A 20,329-nucleotide genomic window follows, 5' to 3' on the forward strand; every position below is an offset into this window, starting at 1 on the left:
GCAGATCTTGCTTCATAGCTCTGATATCTCGCTTCTTGGCTCTAATATCTTGATTCTAAAAAAGTGGGACCTAGGGGATTCGAACCCATGACCTCTGCTCTGTCAAAGCAGCGCTCTAAACCAACTGAGCTAAGATCCCAATAAATAAATACAAATCAGCGCTCTTAAACCTCCCGATAGCTATCGGGATGAGCTAAGATCCCAATAAAATAAATTTAATCAGCGCACTAAACCTCCCGATAGCTATCGTCCCGATGGTTATCGGGATAAGATCCCGATTTGAGGCTGCTAAAATCAGGAATGATTTTGGGATTTCAAAGCCTGTACCGATATCTATTGTCATTCCAAAGAAATACTTATAACAGGTTGGATATTCAAGTCAGGAAAAAGTTCCTTCATGACTCTGTCATTTAAATCGCCACATTGACTGCGGCCATCACAGCTTTTTGAAAAATATCAATGGCAGCATTGGCGGCCTTTTGGGCGATGGCTTTTGAAATGACTGCAATCGCATGAAATTCCGCTTCCGCAATCAGTTTTTCATCTTCCATCCTAGAATCAAATCTTTTTTGTGTTATCTCTTTATTGATCAGAAGATCCGCTATTAAAGCCAAACGTTCTTTGCGATTTTGAAGAAATACATTGGCAGGATTTTTCACTTCTTCCCAATTTTCAGCGACATTATGTTTGATGGCATCTGTCATCAGAAACAAGACTTCATTGATATCAAAGCTCATAAATGATCGGGTTAATTTGGTGGATTTTCAGCTATCAACTTCCCTTTCTCTGCGACAAGCATCGCGTACATGAGGTCATTCATAGCCAGCATATTTAATTTGATCAGCCCATCCGGGATGGAATTGTCTTCCTTGTGTTCGGTCTTATATTTTCGCCAGATCTGCAAAGTGATTTCGCAGATGCGGGTGGAATGGGTATTGAGGGGTTTGACTTTATTTTTATTGAGGAGAGAAATCAGCTCGACTTCGATGTTGATGTACCCCTCCCGAAATTTTTCATATGCTCGACCGCCCTCTTCATTGGTGTGGAGGTCCATCATAGTCAAATAAAACCTGTCTATTTCCTTTGAAGTACTTTCAATCTGCTCTTGGATCTGTGCATCAAAACTTGGAACAAGCGTGATTTTACAACCTGAAATTCCAAAAAATAGCCCTAAGTAAAGTAAGGCCACAGACCTGTGAGAAGTATTGTTTTCATAGATTGATAAAATGTCAGGGCTTGCTGTATTACAAAAACTCTATTCAATTTGGTCGGCTAAATCCAAAATGAACAATAAATAAATATATGAAAATCAACAGATTAAAAAAACAAAACCTGATCACCCTTTCTCCCATACAAAAACACCCATTGCCCTTTGGCCATGTACCAAAACACTCTTGGCAGGTTCTAGGTATTGGAGTTTGTATTTTGAAACAATCTCTTTTTCCAATACATCAGTCAGAAGAAATCGCTCCGACCCATCAGGCAATAAATAAACCCCATCACCCAAGTGAGGAGATTTTTCCTCCATATTTCCTTGGCCTGTAGTCATTCTGAGAAAGAAGATTGCTCCGGGTTTCAGCACCCGCATCATTTCTTCCACCATCTTAAAAAAATGGGTTTCACTCGTAGCAAAATGTAAAACTGCAGAACTGATGACTACATCAAAAGCTCCCTGATGAAAGGGCATGGTTTCAATCAATGAAGTCTGAAAGCGAAAAATATCATAATCTTTTTGGATAGTCTGGGCATAAATCCTTGCCATTTGAATGGCGATTGGGTTGCTGTCCACTCCAAATAATTTGTATCCTTCATTCAAAAAATAGATTGTGTTTCTCCCTTCCCCGCAACCAGCATCGAGGATGTTCATTTCCTTGGTAAACCGCCTTTTGAGAATCTGATCCAGCAGGTAGATGTCAATATTGCCAAGAAGTTGGTTGAGGGATTTAATGTCCATTTTCGTGTTTTTCAATGGCTGCAAAAGCTTTTTGCCTGCCGATCTCGATCATTTCGGCAGCCCGGTGGAATTCCAAGGTGCCAGCTTGTATTCTGGAAATTTCTACAATAATGTCCACATCATATTTTTCAATGACAAGTTCCGAGAGCCTATCTTGAAGTATGTCAAAGGAATAGTTTAAAAGCTCCAAAGAACTCATTCCCTTAATTTTTTCTTCTTTCTCATTAGAGGAAAAATAGGAAGAGAACTTCCGTCGGTAATCTGTCAACCAATGGGGGGACTCACCTTTAGCAGTATCACTTTCTTTTTTCTCCTTTTCTTTTGAATTTTCTACAAAGGCGGTTTTGGGACCGTTCAGGTCAACAGCAAAAATCAGGTCTGCAATCCTGTCTTTTGGGATAAGGTTCAGGGGAATGGGATTTAGGATACTGCCGTCAATGAATTCCTTTCCATGGATTTTGGAAGGAGTAAAAACCGTCGGAATAGAGGCCGAAGCTCGGATAGCGGAATAAAGGCTCCCTTTTCTAAAAATGTGTTCTTTGCCACCAGGGATTCCCACGGCATTACAGACAAATGGAATATTCAAATCCTCAATCTGACAGTCTTCAATGATTTTTTGTAAGGCACCGAAAACTTTGACCCCTTTGATAAATCCCTTGCTTGATAGGGTAAAGTCCATCAGGGAAAACACATCGATCCTGTCCAGATTGCAGATCCAATCTTTGAATTTGGATAAATTGCCGCTCGCGTACATGCCACCAACCAATGCTCCTGCAGAGCATCCTGCGATCGAGACAATCTCATAACCTGATTCTTCAAGCGCTTCAATGACACCGATATGTGCCATTCCCCTAGCTCCACCACTCGATAGTACCAATGAAACTGTTTTTTTGCTCATGGTTTAATTTGATTTTGAAAAATGAATGCTACTTTTCTATTTCGAAAAACGAAATTAAGCAATTATGGGTCAATTTAAGCCTTTTCATCTCGCATTTCCTATCAGGGACATCGAGGAAACACGTCAGTTTTATGGGGATTTATTGGGTTGCGATATAGGGAGAAGTACCGACAAATGGATAGATTTTAATTTTTTCGGGCATCAGCTATCTGCCCATATCAAACCTGAAGAGCTTTCCCTTGCCAAAGCCAATGAAGTAGATGGAAAAAACGTGCCTGTCAGACATTTTGGAGTGATCCTTCCTTGGGAAGAGTGGCATTCATTGGCAGATAAGTTGAGAGAGTTTGGGATTGAGTTTGTTATTGAACCTTATATCCGCTTCAAAGGTGAAGTCGGCGAACAGGCAACCATGTTCTTCTTAGATCCCTGCGGCAATGCTTTAGAATTCAAATCCTTTCAAGACGAAAGTCAGATATTTGCGAAATAGGATTTCGGTCACTCTGAGTGCCCAACATTTCAAAAAAACATTCAGAAAAGGAATGACATTGAAACTATTTTATTTCGGCCTCGGCAAGCTCGGCCACCGGAATTTTGTTGTCGGGGAGGGAGATGTAAAAGGCGGCAGAGCTGCCTTTTACATCTCCCTCCAAATAAACCAAAAACCCCGTTCCCCGAGCTTGCCGAGGGGTGATTTATATTTATGTCATTGGTAACAAAGTGAAGAGTCTCAAAGATTAAAGAGATTCTTCACCTCCGCAAGCTGCTGTTATCAATGACATCACGGGAGCTTAGGATATCTTGATTCTGATTTCAATAAAACTTATTTTCTCTATTAAACTTCCTCCTGCTTTAGCTGGAGGGAAATAAAAGCACCGATCTCCACGGCTTTAGCCAAATCATATCCACCTTCATAAATCCAATCTCATTGTTTTGGCTAAAGCCGATTTTATGCTCGGCATTTATTTGTGAATGGGCTAAAGCCACATTCCTATTGAACCTCAATATTCCAACATGTCAGTCCCCATTCTGAATATTTACAAATGATGGGGACTCAGAATGACGGGGTTTTGAGAGAATTTAAATAGCTTTTTCTACATAAAAGACTCCCTCAGGTATTTGCCTGTATAATTTCCTTCTGTTTCCATCAAGGCTTCCGGGGTTCCTTCGAATGTAACATATCCCCCTTTTTCTCCGCCTTCCGGACCTAAATCGATCACCCAATCGGCTGCTTTGATCACTTCGGTATTGTGCTCAATGATGATGACCGAATGTCCTTGGTCTATCAATGCATTGATCGAATGCAGGAGCTTTCGGATATCATGAAAATGCAGTCCAGTCGTCGGTTCATCAAAAATAAACAGCACATGGTCTCCCGGTTTGGTGCCTCCCTTACCAAGGAAAGAAGCGAGTTTTACCCTTTGGGCTTCTCCTCCTGAAAGTGTGTTGGAAGATTGTCCCATGCCGATATACCCCAATCCAACTTCCTGCAGCGGTTGGAGTTTGTTGATGATTTGGGTTTTTCCTTTGAAAAATTCCATTGCCTCATCGATGGTCATGTCCAAAACATCTGAAATGTCTTTGTCATGATATTTGACATCGAGGATTTCGTTTTTGAATCTTTTCCCTTTACACGACTCACAAGTCAGGTGGATGTCCGCCATAAACTGCATCTCGACAGTCACCGTACCTTCTCCCTGACAAGCTTCACATCTTCCGCCGTCTACATTGAAGGAAAAGAATGCCGGTTTGTAGCCTCTTTGCTTGGCCAAAGTCTGATCCGAATACAAGGTTCTGATCGCATCGTAGGCTTTCACGTAAGTGACCGGATTGGACCTAGAAGATTTCCCGATGGGATTTTGGTCTACAAATTCTATTTGGGTGATCTTTTTATAACTGCCGTCCAATTTGTCAAACTTCCCTGTTTCGTCGATGACGGTTCCCAGTGTTTTTCCCAAAGCCGGATACAAAACCTTTTTGATCAAAGTGGATTTGCCCGAGCCACTGACGCCCGTGACGCAGGTCAGGGTGTTCAATGGGAACTTGACAGTCAGGTTTTTGAGGTTATTTTCTCTTGCACCCTTGACGATGATGGAATCACGAAATTTTCTGTTCTGCACCTTGTTCTGGATTTTTTCTTCACCTTTCAGGTAGCGTGCGGTATAGGTATTTCCCTTGATCATCAGCTCAGTCAGGTCTCCCTGAAAAACCAACTCCCCACCCAAAACCCCGGCATCCGGTCCGATATCGATGATTTGATCAGCGGCTTTCATGACTTTTTCCTCGTGCTCCACCACGATCACAGTATTGCCCATATCTCTCAGAACCTTCAACACCTCAATCAACCTGTCGGTGTCTCGCGGGTGGAGACCGATGCTTGGTTCGTCAAGGATATACATGGAGCCGACCAAAGCCGAACCCAAGGAAGTTGCCAATTTAATCCGCTGATATTCTCCACCTGAAAGGGAAGAAGTGAGCCGATTTAAGGTCAGATACCCAAGCCCAACTTTATCAATATATTCTAATCTGTTCAGGATTTCTTTGAGTAGGCGGTTAGCAACTTTATGATCTGCCTCGGTCAACTCAATGTTTTTGAAAAAATCAAATGCCTTCTCAATCGGAAGCAACACAATATCAGTAATGGACCTGCCATTGATTTTGACAAAAGAAGCGTCCTTTCTCAGTCTCGTTCCCCTACAATCCGGACAGGTGGTTTTACCCCTGAACCGTGAAAGCATGACCCGGTATTGAATTTTATGTGTCTTGGTTTCCAAGTCCGCAAAAAAGTCATTGAGACCTTGGAAGAAGGAATTTCCTGTCCAAATCAATTCTTTTTGGGCTTCATCCAAATCTTCATAAGCCCGATGGATCGGGAAATCAAAGTAGATTCCTTTTTTTACCAAAGGCTCAAGCCATTTGCCTGAACTCTCCCCTCTCCACGGTGCAATTGCCCCTTCATAGACCGATAGACTTTTGTCGGGGATGACCAAGTCGGCATCCAGGCCAAGGACAGATCCAAAACCCTCACATCTTTTGCAGGCTCCGTAGGGATTGTTGAAGCTAAAAAAATTGACGGAAGGAAGCTCAAAGCTCATTCCATCCAATTCAAAACGATCGGTGAACGTTTTCTTTTCCTTTCCAGGTATGGTTACGGTGCATTCCCCGTGGCCTTCATAAAAAGCCGTCTGTACCGAGTCCGCGATCCTAAATTGATTGTCTTCGTCTTCCTTTTGGATGGAAACCCGGTCTATCAGAATTTCATAGTTTCCTTTGGGAACATTTTTTTCGGCAACCATATCCTCTACAAAATATGCATCTCCATTCACCAAAACCCTAGAAAACCCTTTCTGAAGTAGCAATTCCAACTCCTTCAGCATCGTTCTTCCATTCATCAGTTGGAGTGGGCAGGAGATCATTACTTTTTCTCCTTCTTCAAAGCTGTTGATAAAATCCACCACATCAGTTACTGTCTGGTGTTTGACTTCTTCGCCGCTGACAGGGGAGATTGTCTTTCCTATTCTACTAAATAACAATTTGAGGTAATCGTAGATTTCTGTGGTGGTGCCAACAGTAGACCGGGGATTTTTGGTGCTTGCTTTCTGTTGGATGGCGATGGCCGGGGAAACGCCTTTGATGTATTCGACATCGGGTTTTTCCATTCTGCCGAGAAACTGCCGGGCATACGAGCTCAGACTTTCCACATACATTCTTTGGCCTTCGGCAAAGAGTGTGTCAAAAGCCAGAGAGGATTTACCGGAGCCTGAGAGTCCGGTGATTACCACTAGTTTATTTCTCGGAATGGCGACGCTCAGGCTTTTGAGGTTATTTACCTTGGCGTTTTTGATGATGATGAATTCCTTGGGATCAAGGTTTTCTATAGAAGGAGATTGAAATTCGGTGCTTACACTCATAAATGCAAAGTTACCCAAACAACAGCTCAAAAGGTAATTTGTTGGAAAGATTAGACCTCAATCTGCCAAAGTATGAAGGCGTAGACAAAATACCTCAGGATTCTAAAAAGACTGTTGAGCAGGTATTTTTTTTTGTCCAGTCCACCTGCCCCTGCAAGCAATGATACAGCGGAAAATGGTATCGGGGTGACGGAAGCCACGATCACCAGGTAGCCGCCATATTGGTCAAACATCTTGTGGTATTTCTTGAGAAATTTGTTGTCTCCATTTAACCAAGAGACTTTTCCTTTAAGGTACTTGCCAATGGTGAAATTCAAAAAACCAGCTGCATAGGAGATTACAGAAAGCATGCCAATACTAAGAAAATAAGGACCCAAAAAACCTGTTTCCATCGACCAAAGCATAAAAATCTCGGGAGGAATGATACCGAAGATAATCTCCGAAGCAACAAAGACTGCCAAGACCAACATGGGATTATTGTAGATCGAACCAAACCAAAGCATACGGTCCTCCTCTGTGGTCCCCTTTCTAAGAAGATAAAAAATCAGAACCAATATTGCCAAAAAGAAAAAGCCTTTCAGGATATTCTTTACTAGAAAATTGGTTTTTTCATTTGAAAATCTTATCCATTTCATGTTTACTAGGTTTCACAACCCAATAAAGGTAGGAATGAAATCCAATGATTTCCTGTTTTTGCTGAACTCGTTTCTTCAATTTTGGCTTAATTTGAAAAAAATTGTCAACCAACAATATCATGAAAATAGAGAAAAACAAAGTTGTGGCGATCAGCTATGAGCTGCATGTCGACGACGGGGAAAACGGGAAGGAACATTTTGAAAGTGTCAAAAAAGAGCAGGCCTTTCATTTTCTTTTTGGCACAGGTCACGTACTACCGGCTTTGGAAGCTGCTTTTGAAGGAAAAGAAGCCGGAGATAAGTTTGAGGTTTTTATAGATTTCGAACATGGCTATGGTGATTATGATGAAAGCAAAAAAGTCATTGTTCCAAAAGCCAACTTTAAAGAGGACGGCAAGAAGACCAAGACTTCACTCCGTGTCGGCCAAGTTGTCCCGATGCAGGATGACCAAGGCAATCAGCTAAAGGGTGAAATCACCAAGATAGATTTCAAAGGAATTCACATGGATTTCAATTCACCGTTGGCTGGCCTGGATCTCTATTTTGAAGGTGAAATAGTATCTGTCAGGGATGCCTCTCCAGAAGAAATCGACCATGGTCATGTGCATGGTGAAGGTGGGCATCATCATTGAGCTTCGTAAAGGAAGATGAAAAAAATAAACCTGCTTGGTTGGCCTAATTATGAGTTTTTATTTTAGAAATAATTTTAAGTTTAGTTGTTGCGGGTCGAAAAATTCATTGGTTAAAAAGGTTATTTTATTTACTATTTAATTCATTTTAAGAACCTTTTGAGTGTTTTTCAAATCGATTTAATACAAAATCATGTTGTGATGGAGTCTTAAATTTGTTTAAAAACGTTACCCATGAATCCAAATATTCAAAGAATTTTAAATGAAATAACCCCCTACAGAGAGGTTTTATTGCAGCATCCTATTTATGGAAATATAAAAAATCTGAATGAATTTCGGGTTTTTATGGAGAATCATGTATTTGCCGTATGGGATTTCATGACCCTTTTGAAGGCTTTACAAATGAAACTTACCGGGTCATCTCTCCCTTGGATACCTTCATCAGATCCTTTGATTGCGAGATTGATCAATGATATCGTCCTTGCAGAAGAAAGTGATGAGGACGGCAGGGGTGGCTATTGCAGCCATTTTGAGTTATACCTTCGATCCATGGAGGAAGCAGGAGCAAGTACTGATAAAATCACTGACCTAATATCCATGCTAAGAGATGGTCAAAATCTGGAGAAAGTTGTCGGGGAACTTGATTTGCCTGAGCATATTCTCCATTTTTTGGAAGTAAATTTTCAGGTAGTGAAAAAGGGGAAATCCCATGAAATAGCCGCTTCCTTTACCTTAGGTAGAGAGGAACTGATCCCCGATATGTTCCGCAGGTTGGTCAATGACCTTATCAATACAAAACCCTCTGAACTATCTACTTTGAAATATTATTTTGACAGGCACATTCATCTTGATGAAGACCACCACGGACCTTTAGCACTTAGAATGCTCGAACAACTCTGTGGAAATGATGCCCAAAAATGGAATGAGGCAGAACAGGCTGCAAAGGAAGCTCTTGAGGCGAGAAAGGTCCTTTGGGATGGAATAAATAAGGAAATATTAGAACTTTCAGTCCAAAAAATCGAAGCCTATTGATAGAAACCCTCTACAATGCCTCAGGTTTTGTAGAGGGAAAATCAAAGAGCAACAGAAAAATCAAAAAGGTAATTTACCCAAATCCACATTTCCCCCTGAAAGGATAATTCCTACTTTTTGACCCTGAAACCTTTCTTTGTTTTTGAGCAATGCAGCCAATGGTACCGCACAACTTGGTTCAATGATGATTTTCATCCTTTCATAGACAAGGCGCATGGCTTCGATGATTTCAGCTTCACTGACGGTCAGGATATCGTCGACATATTCCATGATAATCTCAAAATTAACCTTTCCCAAAGAAGTCAGTAAGCCATCGGCGATTGTTTTGGGAGCGACCATTGGAATCAATTCTTTGGCTTTGAAAGAGCGTGATGCATCATCGGCACCTTCAGGTTCACCGGCGATGACTTTTGTTTTTGGGGAGATATACTTTGTCGTCAGCGCTGTTCCGCTGAGCAATCCTCCTCCACCTACCGGTGCCATCACCGTATCAAAAGGAATCCCTTCTTCCCACATCTCTAGTGCACAAGTCGCTTGTCCTTCGATCACATCTAAAAAGTCATATGGCGGAATAAATACCGCACCTGTCCTGTCCACAACTTCCTTTAGCGTGGTTTCTCTTGCGATCAAGGTCGGTTCACATTCGATGATCTCTCCACCATAACCTGCAACAGCTTTTTTCTTGATTTCGGGGGCATTGGAAGGCATGACAATGTAGGATTTGATCCCTGCGACAGAAGCAGCCCTAGCCAAAGCTGCGGCATGGTTGCCGCTGGAGTGAGTGGCTACCCCATTTACCTTTTGCTCTTCGGTTAGTTTCATTACTGCATTTGCAGCACCACGGGCCTTGAAAGCACCTACTTTCTGGAAGTTTTCACATTTGAAATAAATCTCACAACCTGCGATCTGGTTAATAGCTTCGGAAGTCAGGATCGGGGTCCGGTGGATAAATGGCTGAATCCTTTGGTGTGCAGCCATGATATCATCAATAGTGGGAAATACGGTAATGTCATTCATGGAAATAAAGATAAGCGAAGGTCCTAAAACTGACAAAATATTTATCTTGCGACAAAATAAAAAACATGACTTCTATTGAAACCCTGCTTTTGAATACCTCCATTTTCCCGGTCATGGGTGAAAAACTAGATGCTTCCAATTCCATCAAAATGGACTTTTCACCCACCAATCTAGACTTACCAAGTGTTGACATTTCCAGCACAGAAACTTTCAATCACTATGTTTTTGGATTGTTACAAAAGGCAGGAAAAAGGTTTGGTCATGGAGGATATTTCGAACATCGGGTGATTTATAGCCGAAGTATCGTTTTCGCTACCCAAGAGTCAGATTTCAGGGATATCCATATGGGCGTGGATATCTGGGCAGAGGCCGGAACGCCTGTTTTTGCGCCATTGGATGCTGTGGTCCACAGTTTCGATGACAATGCAGGTTTTGGTAACTATGGCCCGACCATTATTTTACAACATGAGATCAAAGGGTCAGTATTTTTCAGTTTGTATGGTCATTTGGCCAAAAGCGATTTGAAAACTCTAAAAAACGGTCAAGTAATTTCCAAAGGAGAAAAATTTTGTCAACTCGGCCCCTATCCCGAAAACGGCGATTGGCCCCCGCATTTGCATTTTCAACTGATGTGGGACATGATGGGAAATGTCGGTGATTTTCCGGGGGTATGTTCACATCGGGATATTGATAAATACAAAACAATCTGTCCTGATCCTGCAATTATGATTGGTCATTGATTTGCCAAAGTGATGAGGCGGATTCCTTCTAAGGTGAGGTTGCGGTCGATGGCTTCAAATGATCCTTCTAGTGTAGAGATGATCGAAGAAAGTCCGCCCGTAGCGATGATGTGGCAAGGATAGCCCAATTCATTTTGCATGGTTTCCAACATTCCTTTTACCAATCCAGAATAACCATAAAGAATTCCAGCTTGAATGGAATGGATCGTGTTTTTACCCAAAGCGGATTCAGGCAATTTCAAATCTACTTCCGGCAGTTTTGAAGTATTGTTAAAAAGCGATTTGATGGCTGTCTTCAGTCCGGGTACAATGTTGACTCCTAAAACTTTCCCTTCTTTTCCCACCACAGTAAAAGTCAATGCCGTCCCAAAATCCACAATAATTGTAGGAGATTTGAATTTTTCAAAAGCTGCAATCACGTTACACATCAGGTCAGTGCCGATTTCATTTGGCCGTGAAGTGCTGACTGCTAGTTTTTGGTAGCTGTTCCCGTGGATGAGGTAACATTTTTTTTCAAGGTATTCTTTACAAAACTGCTGTAATATCGGATTGATTTCAGGTACAACTGACGAAATCCCAATAGCCGTGATTTTATCTGTTTTGATACCGTTTTCCAAGAAAAACAGGTGGATCTCTCTTTCAATATGTAGAACAGTAAGTTCTTTCAGCGTATTGATCCGGTACTCATGGGACCATTCTTTTGATTCTTCATCATAAAAACCAAAGGTTATATTGGTATTGCCGGCGTCTATCGCTAAAAACATACTTCTATCAAGGTTAGTCAATTTGGGTCATTAGTGGTGCCTCATCAAAGCGCCATTTATCCAAATATATAAATTGATTTTTTGCCTTTGTGTTTTTTGGTAATTTTCAGCCATGTACACCATCAGAGAAGGAAAAATAGACGACCTGCCAAGAGTTTTGGAACTGGTCAAAGAACTTGCACTTTATGAAAAAGCACCCGAGCAAGTAACCAATACTTTGGAAATGATGCAAAAAGACGGATTTGGCCCCAATCCGATATATGGGCTTTTTGTAGCTGAAAAGAATACCACACGGGAAATAATAGGCATCTCCATTTTTTACTATCGCTACAGCACCTGGAAAGGAAAGCGGCTATACTTGGAAGATATCGTGGTCACGGAAACCGAAAGAGGACATGGTGCCGGCAAATTGTTATTTGACCGGACGATGCTGAAATGTATCGAAGCCAATTGCACGGGCATGATGTGGCAGGTTTTGGACTGGAATACCCCTGCGATCAACTTCTATCAGAAGTATGGAGCCGAACTAGACAGCGGCTGGATCAATTGCAATTTACAATCCGAGGACATTAAAAAGATAATAAGATAGATATTGTAAATACAATAAATATATATTGCATTTGAGAAAAATTAATTATCTTTGGGATATTAATGGATTTGCTATGACTATCAGCTATACTTATACACTTTCAGGATATCGGGATACATCCGATGTGCCGGATTTATTTGCCTCCCAATACTTTTTCAAAGCTCCGAGTGACAGGGTAGCAGAGCCGAGTGCCTATATGGAGGTTTCGATGTCTTTCTCGGATACCAAGCCATTGTTTGATTATTTGGATTATAGCCAGCATGAGGTAGCAGAGTTGATGGAAGTGGATCCAAGTACGCTTTCCCGTTGGAAAAAAGAAGACAAGACATTGACCCGATTGCTTACCAAAAGTATCATGGATATGGATATGATCGTATTTAAAGGAGTTCGGATTTTTGGATCTGAGGCATTGTTTTCTGAATGGCTACACACTTCCAATGTTTCTTTAGGGGACAAGATTCCTGCTGATTTGATGCGGGATCCCTATGGTTTGGAGTTGGTAGAGGAAGCACTAGAGGCTATGTCTTGGGGTAATTTTATGTAATCTTCATTTTGAAATACTACCGACTTATAGAAAATATGCCCAGAAGAAGTCCCTTGGGTTTTGGATTGGGGGCGGGCAGATGGAATCCCTATGGCACACCTTTAATCTATGCTTGCAACCAGATTTCACTTAACTTTTTGGAAATGCTCAGCATCAAAGGACCCACAGTCAGTCAGGCATCTTGGTCATTGGTTACCATGGAAGTATCAGGTGAAATACCATATTTAGATCCTTCAGAATGGCCATCTGATTGGAGAAGAAGACCGCATCCGGTAAGCACACAGCAATTGGGAAATTTTTGGGCGAGGCAGATGGCTTCTGTAGCATTACAGATCCCTTCTGGCAGGATTCCCGCTAGTTCTTTTCCCAATGAACATAACCTTTTGATCAATCCTTTGCATCCTGAGTTTTCTCAAACCGTCAAATTGGTAACGCAGGAAACCGTAAATTTTGAAGTCAATTATTAGAATTAAATCCTTTATGAAAATCGACTTGAGTAACCATCGAATCCTTGTCACCGGAGCCTCCCGTGGTATTGGAGCAGCCATTGCGTCCCAACTTTCAGAATCTGGGGCTGAAATTTTAATCCATTTCAACAAGAATACCACTGAGGCAAAGAAACTTCAAGACTCTTTACCAAACCCTTCACACCTTGTTCCGTGTGACTTATCTGACTTAGAATCAGTCAAGGGATGGGTTCCCGAACTCATCAAAACTTATGGAAAAATCGATGCTGTGGTGAACAATGCCGGAATTGCCATTGGAATTCCTGACAATGCACCTACTTCGGAGTGGATGCATGTCTGGCATAAGACCATGGATGTCAATATCCATGCTTTGGCCATTATCAGCAAAGAGTTTATCGAGCATGCCCGTCAAAATAAAAACGGCAGAATCGTAAACATTTCATCCCGTGCGGCATTTAGAGGAGATACGCCTGATTACCTAGCTTACGCCGCTTCCAAGGCTGCGATCGTGAGTTATACCAGATCGATCGCCAGGTATTATGGAAAAGAAGGAATCAAGGCCTTCCTTATTGCGCCGGGATTTACGAGGACTGATATGGCACAGGATTTTATGGATCAATATGGAGAAGCTTATGCTTTGAATGATATTGCGCTCAATCAACTTACCGAACCCAAAGATATTGCTCCGATGGTGACATTGCTTTGTTCAGGACTTGCAGACCATGCTACAGGCTGTACGATAGATATCAATGCGGGTTCTTATGTACATTGAAATGATATAAGGTTGATATAGATGGAAATAAATTGATATAATGTTAGAATCCATCGCATTCATTAGAGCAATCAAATGCCTGAATTTGATATTGCAATTTCTTTATTCTTCCAAAATAGTGTAACAATAAAGTTTATTCCCTTGGCAAATATCAACAAAAGCTCTATATTCCCAGAATTGATTCGATTATTGAAAATCTTCGGACTAGGATCTTTGGTTTTTGTTTTGGTCATGTCTTTTTTCAATGAAAAAAGAGCCAACAACTCAGGGAAAGAACCGAGTCCAATGAGGATGACCGATGCAGAAAGAATATACTTCAAAAATATCCGCTCGGCTTACTATGACATAGAAAACCGAAGGGATGCGAAGATGACTGTTTACCGACATGGTAAGCGCTCAAAAGACTCCAACATGCCGACGCTGGTATTTTCAATTATCACCAATCAACTTAACGACGAAGCTTATATTTTTTTGGAGCCCAATTTTGAAGATCTTCCAATTCATGTGAAATGGTCAATTCCTGAAAAAAATCAGGAAGGGGAAATTATTTTTGAAGGCGGGGATAAATTTGCTCATTTTGAATTTGCACAAAAAATTACTCCTTTGCTCCAAGAAAACACAATCTTTGAAGTTCGGGTAAAGGAAAGTTGGATCCCTTTATGGCAGGATAAAAAGGAGAAAAACGCAGTGATGGTGACCATCGAAGATTATCGGAAGCTCATCAGTTTTTCCAACTTGGACGAAACCCCTTTATAAACCCATCGAACTGACTTTTTTGCTGAGGGAAAAACCGGTTATTAGTATTTTTTGCCAAAAATAATTCTCAATCATATTAATAGATGTCAATATTTTGGTTCAAATCAAGACTTTAAAAAGACTCTTTTGGCTAAATTTATTAACTGATTGAAATACTATTAATTTCTATTTCATGATGATCAAGAAGTCAAAACGTTCTATTCCTCAAATCCCAAAAGCCATGAATTTAACATCTAAATTACTACTAGTCTGTCTTCCGGTTACTCTTTTGTTTTTCCAATCCATGGTGACCCATGCCCAAAAAATAATGTCAATTTCTGAAGAGCTTCATCAAAACGGTGAAAAATTTGAAGTAGTCACCAAAGGAGGAGGCAGAATAGTGAAATACCATTTCAATTCTTATCGCGTAACAAGCGCCAAAGGAGGATGGGTGAAAGGCAAATCCAGTTCGGGTTTATTCAGCGCTTATGAAACCGCCTCTTCAGAAAAGAAATTATCCTTTGAATTTGTTTCTGACCAAGGGGATACTGCTGTAGTCTATTTAAACAGAAATATGAATTATGAGGGGATCAACAAATCAGGGCTCACTTTTTTTGGTAATAACTCTACTCTGACCATTGGAGGGTATCAAGAAATTTTGGAGAATTCAGACAACTTGTTTGGAATCATCGAAACAAACATGGCAGATTCTACATGGAATTTTGCGGTGAGTGAAAATTTTGGAAGTCGGCATGGGGGCCAAACCGCACTTGTTGGTTGGCTGACGGATGGACAAAGGAGAATCGATATTTATCCTGTGTATCATTATCAGAATCCTGGAAAAAAGAGTGCTATCGATTTGATGGTAGGGTCCCAAATATGGCTAAAAGGTTTTGAATTCATTGAAAACGGGAGCCCTATTGGCGCAGTCCAAGTTGGTCCCTATAAATTTGTGGCTTGGTTTTCCAAAAAAAATGATCCTATGACCAACTTTGTCATAGGATCAAGTTTTGCTGCATTGATGCACGAATACCAAATGGATTTGGATGGAGGTACTAGCAATTTCTAAAACCTCACTTTTACCCCTGCAAGAAAATTAGTTCCCGCCTGCGGATAGAAGAAATTCTCAGTAACCAAATCCCTTCCGGTCGTTCCTTCCAGAGGCAGGAAATAGCTGAAAGTATAACCGTTTGGTTCATACATTTGGTTAAAGATATTGTTTATCAGAAGCGTAAATTCAAGGTTTTTGACAAATCTCGGTCTCAAAGAATAATTGAATCTGAGGTCATTGGTCATGAAGGAATTCAGCATTCTGCTTTCATTTTGGGTATTATCCAAAAATTGATTCCCCACATATTTGGTGAGCAAGCTCACCTCAAAGTTTTTGAACGGCCGGTAATCTATAATCGCAGCACTGATGATATTGGGAGAAAAAGCAATGTCTGTATTGGTGTGGACAATGACCTCCTGCCTGAAATCCTCCACTGAATAATCGTCGATGTATTCTGTAAATTCCTGAATTTTATTTCTACTCAAAGTCAGGTTTCCGGCGATAGTCCACTTGGGCGATAACCTGTAAGCCGCATCCAACTCAATTCCGGCACGGAAGGAATTGGCTACGTTTTCCCGGATATAAGCACCTACATCATTCAACTGCCCAGTCAATACCAATTGGTTTTGGTACCTCATGTAAAAGAAGTTGGCGTTGTAACTCAAATTCCCCTTTTGGGTACGGATACCTGCTTCGATATTTTGAAGATTTTCAGGTTTGGGAGCGCGGTCCACCTGACTGTCTGTAAAGTCATTTCTAACTGGTTCGCGGTTGGCAACGGCATAGGAGGCATACCAGGTTTCTCCATTTCCAGTTTCGTAGGACAAACCCACTTTAGGATTGAAGAACCTGAATTGATAATCGCCCTCGATATCTCTTCTGTCATCATTGACTCCGACAAAGGAGTAATCTATTCCCCGAAATTGCATGTCTGCAAAAAGAAACAGGCCCTTTGAAGCTTCCAATGTAGCTTTTGCATAGAGGTTGACATCGTCCTTGACGGCAGTATTGTCATAGTATCGATCACGAATCTGGGTATTTCCTGCAGTTCCCATCCAAATGATTTCCCCGAAGTGGTCTCCGTCATATCGGTTGGCTCCTCCACCGAAAATCACATTCCATTTATCATCATCGGTGACATAATTGAAGGAAAAAACCCCACCAAAGAAATCATTGTCCAACCACCTTCTGCGGATGATATCTGTTCTAGTGATCGTTTCGCCTCCAATCACAATTGGATCCAATCCATAGCGGGACAAGCGGTCATTTTCTCTAAATTGCTCATAATATCCTCTTCCATAAGTGTAATGGAGTCCACCATTTGCTTTCCAATTGCTCCCCAAATTACCTGTGTAAATCAGCTGGTAATGATCCTGTTGGTAGTTATCCGTCTGGTTGTCATAGGTGTATGGATTGAAAGTCCTGTTGGTTTGAAGCAGGGATTCCGGAACGCCCTCCCAAGATTGGTAGGTTTGCTCTTTGCCCGAAATGATGTTCAGCTTGACGACATGATTTTCTCCATAATACCCGCCTGTAAGAAAGTAGGATTTCAAATCAGAAAAAGCCCTGTCGATAAAACCGTCAGAACTGATCTGTGACAACCTTGCATCAAATCCCCATCTGTTATTGATCAACCCGGATCCGACTTTGACCATATGCCTTCGGGTATTAAACGATCCAAAGGAATTATCAACTTCCCCGTAAGCTTCTTTCTGATGGCTGTCTGTTTGGATATTCATACTTGCCCCAAAGGTGGCCGCTCCGTTGGTGGATGTTCCGACGCCGCGCTGGATCTGTATATTTTCTACTGAAGAAGCAAAATCCGGTTTATTGACCCAAAATACGCCATGGGATTCGGCGTCATTCAAAGGAATCCCGTTGATGGTGACGTTGATCCTAGTCTGATCGGAGCCTCTGATCCTCAATCCCGTGTAGCCTACTCCTGCTCCGGCATCCGAAAAGCTGACTACGGAGGGGGTGAAGTTCAGTAACACCGGAATATCCTGCCCAAGATTGAGCTTCGCAATGTCACTTCTGTCGATCATCTTGTAAGTAGTAGGCGTCCTCTCAGAAGCACGGGTAGCATAGACGATAAACTCCTCGGTGAGTAAGCTGCTTGGGGAAAGCACCACTTGAATTTCGGCAGGATTTGGAACATCAATTTCTTCGGAAAAAGATTCAAAACCTAGGTAGGAAACTCTCAGAGTATATTTTCCATTGGGAATATTCCTGATTTCAAAACTTCCATTGAGATCGGAATTGGATCCTCTCCCCGTTCCCAAGAGCACCACATTGGCACCTAATAATTCTTCGCCGGAAGTGCTTTTGACAACACCCCGAAGACTTGACTGCGCAAATGCAGACAAGGATACTAGCCAAATGGCGAGCATAAATACTGATTTTTTCATGGTTAATTTAATACATATTGCCTAAGCAACATTTGGTTAAACATCAGAAAATCAGGGGAGATTTTCTGTTTTGTGTTTACCCTTTTACCCAAATCAAAAAATTGACATAGTGTATTGCATGCATGCTTAGAAACGAATTAACCTTTTCCGGACTTTAGTCCCTACGTTCAATGTTCTAATTTGAGTTACTCATTTCCCTTCGCCGGCACTACCCGGATCAGGTATTGTGGGTATGATCTCAGCCCGATTTGTTAAGGCACCCCTAATGATCTTTACGCAAATGTAATCGGAAATGTATCGGATGCAAAGAAATTCAAGTTTGAAAAAAAAATTCAATCCTTAAAATTTACGCAAAAACACAAAAAAAAGCCATGGAATGATCCATGGCTAAATAATATAGGGATAAGAATCTAATCTTTAACTATTTCCTAGATGTTTCAAATGATTCACATGTGAAGCAAATGCATATCTCATTTTTGGATGCTCGAGGTAAGGAATGTTGTATTCTTGGCAGGTTTGCTTGATGATTTTGCTGATGGCAGGATAGTGCACATGCGAGATGTTTGGGAAAAGGTGGTGTTCCACTTGGAAATTCAATCCACCGACAAGCCAAGAAAGGATTTTGTTATCCGTTGCAAAATTGGCTGTGGTCCTCAACTGATGAACAGCCCATTCATCTTCAAGTTTATTTGCTTCTGTGGGCAAAGGAAATTCAGTTTCTTCCAATGAATGCGCCAATTGGAATACAACACTTAGGAAAACACCTGTTGAAACGCCAAACACAAGGAATCCAACCAACCAAGGCATAAAGCCAACCATGTATATAGGCAAGGCAACAAATAGCAAAAGATTAGTCACCTTGAAACCCCAAAATGAAACATGGTCATTGAATGTCATCTTTTGGATGGGAACTGAACCAACTCTTTTCTGAACATATTTTTTATAATCTGTGACAAATACCCAATACAGGTACAAGAGCCCATACACAAATAGGAAGTAGTGATGTTGGTATTTATGGATTTTAAAGTGCTTTTGAGTTGGGTTTAGTCTGAGGAAAGGTCTTGCATTCATGTCGTCATCATGGTCCGCCACGTTGGTGAAGGAGTGATGGGCTACATTATGCTTGGTTTTCCACATGAAAACATTCGCCCCAAGAAAATTGATGGTAACTCCTGCAAGATCGTTTACCCATGACTTTTGGCTGAAGCTACCGTGTGCCCCATCATGCATCACATTGAAACCGATCGCTGAAGCCAATCCTCCAAGCAAGATTGCTTCGAGAAGTGCGATAGCCCAAAACGGGGTAAAGAAAACGAGGTGAACATAGACTGCCACAAACAAAACCACAAACAAAATGGCTTTGAAGTAAAGTGAACCGTTGCCGGTTTGTTCTAGGTTTTTTTCTGTAAAGTAATTTTTGATTCTTGACTTCAGATCAGTGTGAAAGGAAGTCGCTGTACTAAATCGGGGAGGACGCATATTGATTTTATTGTATGTATTGTATTGTTTTTTTACGAAGTAGGTGAAAGTCTGCAAGTTATTTGCAAAGGTAAAGTAAAATAGCGAAGCATTGTTACATAAAGTCAGATTGGTTTGTTGCTAATATATTTTAACATTTAGAAGGCAACTCCCAATTGCAAAGCAAATTCGAGAGAACCAGGATCGTCATTGCCAAATCTCACCGGCATCGGCACTGTCACAAACCAACTGCTAAACTGACCTGTTTTGATGGTTTTGCTGATTACGGGTGTAAAGCCATACCTTCCTGAGGATTCAAACGACAATAAAGCATTGAAGTTCCATCCTTTTGGATAATGGAACTGTACACCCGGATTAAAAACGAGATTTGCCATCCGGCTAGAGCCTTCGCTGAACTGGATTATAGGAACCAATTCAAAGATAAATCCGGCCTTATTATTTTTCCCCATCAGTACAAATCCTGATGGAAATCCTATAACATATCCATCGCTGAAATTGTTGGTGGTCTCCCCGCCGCTGAATTTAACCAAGGGATTGAGCACACTGAAATATCCTGTCAATCTGGAAGGTTCTGTAGGATTGGGTTTATCCTGTGAAAAAACTTCGGTGGAAAAAACAAAAAACAAAACGGTAATGAACAAAGCAATTTTTTTCATAACGGATGGGTTTAGGGTTAATTCAAAAATCAGAAAATCCCTCTCAAAGCT

The 20,329-nt window shown here is 41.2% G+C and carries 21 protein-coding genes, 1 tRNA gene and 1 riboswitch; of the genes, 10 read left to right on the forward strand and 12 right to left on the reverse strand.

Annotated elements, in window-relative coordinates; genetic code table 11:
- Positions 1–64: 64 nt before the first annotated feature.
- The 5 genes from M3O96_RS15470 to M3O96_RS15490 form a co-directional block, all read right to left on the reverse strand.
- A tRNA-Val gene (locus tag M3O96_RS15470) sits at positions 65–139 on the reverse strand.
- A 271-nt stretch (positions 140–410) separates the two neighbouring features.
- Entirely contained in the window at positions 411–737 is a 327-nt protein-coding gene (locus tag M3O96_RS15475; protein ID WP_249722012.1) for a hypothetical protein, read from the reverse strand.
- 11 nt (positions 738–748) lie between these two features.
- On the reverse strand, positions 749–1,189 hold the full coding sequence (locus tag M3O96_RS15480; protein ID WP_249722013.1) for a hypothetical protein: 441 nt from the start codon (positions 1,187–1,189) through the stop codon (positions 749–751).
- A 147-nt stretch (positions 1,190–1,336) separates the two neighbouring features.
- Complete coding sequence (locus M3O96_RS15485) at positions 1,337–1,954, reverse strand: class I SAM-dependent methyltransferase (protein WP_249722014.1); 618 nt, start codon at positions 1,952–1,954, stop codon at positions 1,337–1,339.
- Positions 1,944–2,852, reverse strand: a complete 909-nt coding sequence (locus M3O96_RS15490) for a patatin-like phospholipase family protein (RefSeq protein WP_249722015.1) — start codon at positions 2,850–2,852, stop codon at positions 1,944–1,946. The genes M3O96_RS15485 and M3O96_RS15490 overlap by 11 nt, the downstream gene beginning before the upstream one ends.
- Before the next feature lie 64 nt (positions 2,853–2,916).
- On the opposite strand from M3O96_RS15490, the gene M3O96_RS15495 reads away from it, so the two are divergent.
- Positions 2,917–3,339, forward strand: a complete 423-nt coding sequence (locus M3O96_RS15495; RefSeq protein WP_249722016.1) for a VOC family protein — start codon at positions 2,917–2,919, stop codon at positions 3,337–3,339.
- 604 nt (positions 3,340–3,943) lie between these two features.
- Here M3O96_RS15495 and uvrA read toward each other — a convergent pair.
- Both uvrA and M3O96_RS15505 read right to left on the reverse strand, forming a co-directional pair.
- Positions 3,944–6,760 (reverse strand): excinuclease ABC subunit UvrA, encoded by a 2,817-nt coding sequence (uvrA, locus tag M3O96_RS15500; protein ID WP_249722018.1) that lies wholly within the window; start codon positions 6,758–6,760, stop codon positions 3,944–3,946.
- 50 nt (positions 6,761–6,810) lie between these two features.
- Complete coding sequence (locus tag M3O96_RS15505) at positions 6,811–7,395, reverse strand: YqaA family protein (protein WP_249722019.1); 585 nt, start codon at positions 7,393–7,395, stop codon at positions 6,811–6,813.
- Positions 7,396–7,514: 119 nt separating this feature from the next.
- Between M3O96_RS15505 and M3O96_RS15510 the strand changes: the two genes are divergently transcribed.
- Together M3O96_RS15510 and M3O96_RS15515 are read left to right on the forward strand one after the other, a co-directional pair.
- Positions 7,515–8,027 carry an FKBP-type peptidyl-prolyl cis-trans isomerase gene (locus M3O96_RS15510; protein WP_249722022.1) on the forward strand — a complete coding sequence of 171 codons (513 nt, stop codon included), beginning with the start codon at positions 7,515–7,517 and terminating at the stop codon, positions 8,025–8,027.
- 231 nt (positions 8,028–8,258) lie between these two features.
- Positions 8,259–9,056 (forward strand): DUF3050 domain-containing protein, encoded by a 798-nt coding sequence (locus tag M3O96_RS15515; RefSeq protein WP_249722023.1) that lies wholly within the window; start codon positions 8,259–8,261, stop codon positions 9,054–9,056.
- A gap of 60 nt (positions 9,057–9,116) precedes the next feature.
- Here the strand turns inward: M3O96_RS15515 and M3O96_RS15520 are convergent, their stop codons facing one another.
- The gene (locus M3O96_RS15520) at positions 9,117–10,073 is read right to left on the reverse strand and encodes a threonine ammonia-lyase (protein ID WP_249722024.1); all 957 of its coding nucleotides are present in this window, start codon (positions 10,071–10,073) and stop codon (positions 9,117–9,119) included.
- A gap of 65 nt (positions 10,074–10,138) precedes the next feature.
- Between M3O96_RS15520 and M3O96_RS15525 the strand changes: the two genes are divergently transcribed.
- Positions 10,139–10,813 carry a peptidoglycan DD-metalloendopeptidase family protein gene (locus M3O96_RS15525; RefSeq protein ID WP_249722025.1) on the forward strand — a complete coding sequence of 225 codons (675 nt, stop codon included), beginning with the start codon at positions 10,139–10,141 and terminating at the stop codon, positions 10,811–10,813.
- Here M3O96_RS15525 and M3O96_RS15530 read toward each other — a convergent pair.
- Complete coding sequence (locus tag M3O96_RS15530) at positions 10,807–11,577, reverse strand: type III pantothenate kinase (protein ID WP_249722026.1); 771 nt, start codon at positions 11,575–11,577, stop codon at positions 10,807–10,809. The two genes, M3O96_RS15525 and M3O96_RS15530, sit on opposite strands and share 7 nt — an antisense overlap.
- Positions 11,578–11,689: 112 nt before the next feature.
- Here M3O96_RS15530 and M3O96_RS15535 point away from each other — a divergent pair, with 112 nt between their 5' ends.
- The 6 genes from M3O96_RS15535 to M3O96_RS15560 all read left to right on the forward strand — a co-directional run bounded on the left by M3O96_RS15535 (position 11,690) and on the right by M3O96_RS15560 (position 15,753).
- A complete protein-coding gene (locus M3O96_RS15535; RefSeq protein ID WP_249722027.1) occupies positions 11,690–12,166 on the forward strand; it encodes a GNAT family N-acetyltransferase in 477 nt (158 codons plus the stop codon).
- 31 nt (positions 12,167–12,197) lie between these two features.
- Positions 12,198–12,710, forward strand: coding sequence for an antitoxin Xre/MbcA/ParS toxin-binding domain-containing protein (locus M3O96_RS15540; RefSeq protein ID WP_249722028.1), 513 nt, complete (start codon positions 12,198–12,200; stop codon positions 12,708–12,710).
- A gap of 35 nt (positions 12,711–12,745) precedes the next feature.
- A complete protein-coding gene (locus M3O96_RS15545; protein ID WP_249722029.1) occupies positions 12,746–13,177 on the forward strand; it encodes an RES family NAD+ phosphorylase in 432 nt (143 codons plus the stop codon).
- A 13-nt stretch (positions 13,178–13,190) separates the two neighbouring features.
- On the forward strand, positions 13,191–13,949 hold the full coding sequence (locus tag M3O96_RS15550) for an SDR family NAD(P)-dependent oxidoreductase (protein WP_249722030.1): 759 nt from the start codon (positions 13,191–13,193) through the stop codon (positions 13,947–13,949).
- A 189-nt stretch (positions 13,950–14,138) separates the two neighbouring features.
- Positions 14,139–14,705, forward strand: a complete 567-nt coding sequence (locus M3O96_RS15555; protein WP_249722031.1) for a hypothetical protein — start codon at positions 14,139–14,141, stop codon at positions 14,703–14,705.
- Between the two features lie 220 nt (positions 14,706–14,925).
- The gene (locus M3O96_RS15560) at positions 14,926–15,753 is read left to right on the forward strand and encodes a hypothetical protein (RefSeq protein ID WP_249722033.1); all 828 of its coding nucleotides are present in this window, start codon (positions 14,926–14,928) and stop codon (positions 15,751–15,753) included.
- On the opposite strand, the gene M3O96_RS15565 is transcribed toward M3O96_RS15560, so the two are convergent.
- The 3 genes from M3O96_RS15565 to M3O96_RS15575 all read right to left on the reverse strand — a co-directional run bounded on the left by M3O96_RS15565 (position 15,750) and on the right by M3O96_RS15575 (position 20,278).
- The gene (locus M3O96_RS15565) at positions 15,750–18,143 is read right to left on the reverse strand and encodes a TonB-dependent receptor (protein ID WP_249722035.1); all 2,394 of its coding nucleotides are present in this window, start codon (positions 18,141–18,143) and stop codon (positions 15,750–15,752) included. The two genes, M3O96_RS15560 and M3O96_RS15565, sit on opposite strands and share 4 nt — an antisense overlap.
- Positions 18,144–18,320: 177 nt before the next feature.
- Positions 18,321–18,417, reverse strand: a riboswitch (TPP riboswitch).
- A 143-nt stretch (positions 18,418–18,560) separates the two neighbouring features.
- Positions 18,561–19,622, reverse strand: a complete 1,062-nt coding sequence (locus M3O96_RS15570) for a fatty acid desaturase family protein (RefSeq protein ID WP_249722037.1) — start codon at positions 19,620–19,622, stop codon at positions 18,561–18,563.
- Positions 19,623–19,759: 137 nt separating this feature from the next.
- A complete protein-coding gene (locus tag M3O96_RS15575) occupies positions 19,760–20,278 on the reverse strand; it encodes a hypothetical protein (RefSeq protein ID WP_249722038.1) in 519 nt (172 codons plus the stop codon).
- Positions 20,279–20,329 lie beyond the last annotated feature (51 nt).

Source organism: Aquiflexum sp. TKW24L (assembly GCF_023502205.1).
Classification (GTDB): domain Bacteria; phylum Bacteroidota; class Bacteroidia; order Cytophagales; family Cyclobacteriaceae; genus Cognataquiflexum.

Coding starts and splice junctions, on each gene's coding strand:
- M3O96_RS15545 (WP_249722029.1), top strand. CDS start 12,746: ATGCCCAGAAGAAGTCCCTTGGGTTTTGGATTGGGGGCGGGCAGATGG.
- M3O96_RS15510 (WP_249722022.1), top strand. CDS start 7,515: ATGAAAATAGAGAAAAACAAAGTTGTGGCGATCAGCTATGAGCTGCAT.
- M3O96_RS15485 (WP_249722014.1), bottom strand. CDS start 1,954: ATGGACATTAAATCCCTCAACCAACTTCTTGGCAATATTGACATCTAC.
- M3O96_RS15550 (WP_249722030.1), top strand. CDS start 13,191: ATGAAAATCGACTTGAGTAACCATCGAATCCTTGTCACCGGAGCCTCC.
- M3O96_RS15475 (WP_249722012.1), bottom strand. CDS start 737: ATGAGCTTTGATATCAATGAAGTCTTGTTTCTGATGACAGATGCCATC.
- M3O96_RS15515 (WP_249722023.1), top strand. CDS start 8,259: ATGAATCCAAATATTCAAAGAATTTTAAATGAAATAACCCCCTACAGA.
- M3O96_RS15530 (WP_249722026.1), bottom strand. CDS start 11,577: ATGTTTTTAGCGATAGACGCCGGCAATACCAATATAACCTTTGGTTTT.
- uvrA (WP_249722018.1), bottom strand. CDS start 6,760: ATGAGTGTAAGCACCGAATTTCAATCTCCTTCTATAGAAAACCTTGAT.
- M3O96_RS15520 (WP_249722024.1), bottom strand. CDS start 10,073: ATGAATGACATTACCGTATTTCCCACTATTGATGATATCATGGCTGCA.
- M3O96_RS15575 (WP_249722038.1), bottom strand. CDS start 20,278: ATGAAAAAAATTGCTTTGTTCATTACCGTTTTGTTTTTTGTTTTTTCC.
- M3O96_RS15490 (WP_249722015.1), bottom strand. CDS start 2,852: ATGAGCAAAAAAACAGTTTCATTGGTACTATCGAGTGGTGGAGCTAGG.
- M3O96_RS15560 (WP_249722033.1), top strand. CDS start 14,926: ATGAATTTAACATCTAAATTACTACTAGTCTGTCTTCCGGTTACTCTT.
- M3O96_RS15505 (WP_249722019.1), bottom strand. CDS start 7,395: ATGAAATGGATAAGATTTTCAAATGAAAAAACCAATTTTCTAGTAAAG.
- M3O96_RS15570 (WP_249722037.1), bottom strand. CDS start 19,622: ATGCGTCCTCCCCGATTTAGTACAGCGACTTCCTTTCACACTGATCTG.
- M3O96_RS15565 (WP_249722035.1), bottom strand. CDS start 18,143: ATGAAAAAATCAGTATTTATGCTCGCCATTTGGCTAGTATCCTTGTCT.
- M3O96_RS15495 (WP_249722016.1), top strand. CDS start 2,917: ATGGGTCAATTTAAGCCTTTTCATCTCGCATTTCCTATCAGGGACATC.
- M3O96_RS15535 (WP_249722027.1), top strand. CDS start 11,690: ATGTACACCATCAGAGAAGGAAAAATAGACGACCTGCCAAGAGTTTTG.
- M3O96_RS15525 (WP_249722025.1), top strand. CDS start 10,139: ATGACTTCTATTGAAACCCTGCTTTTGAATACCTCCATTTTCCCGGTC.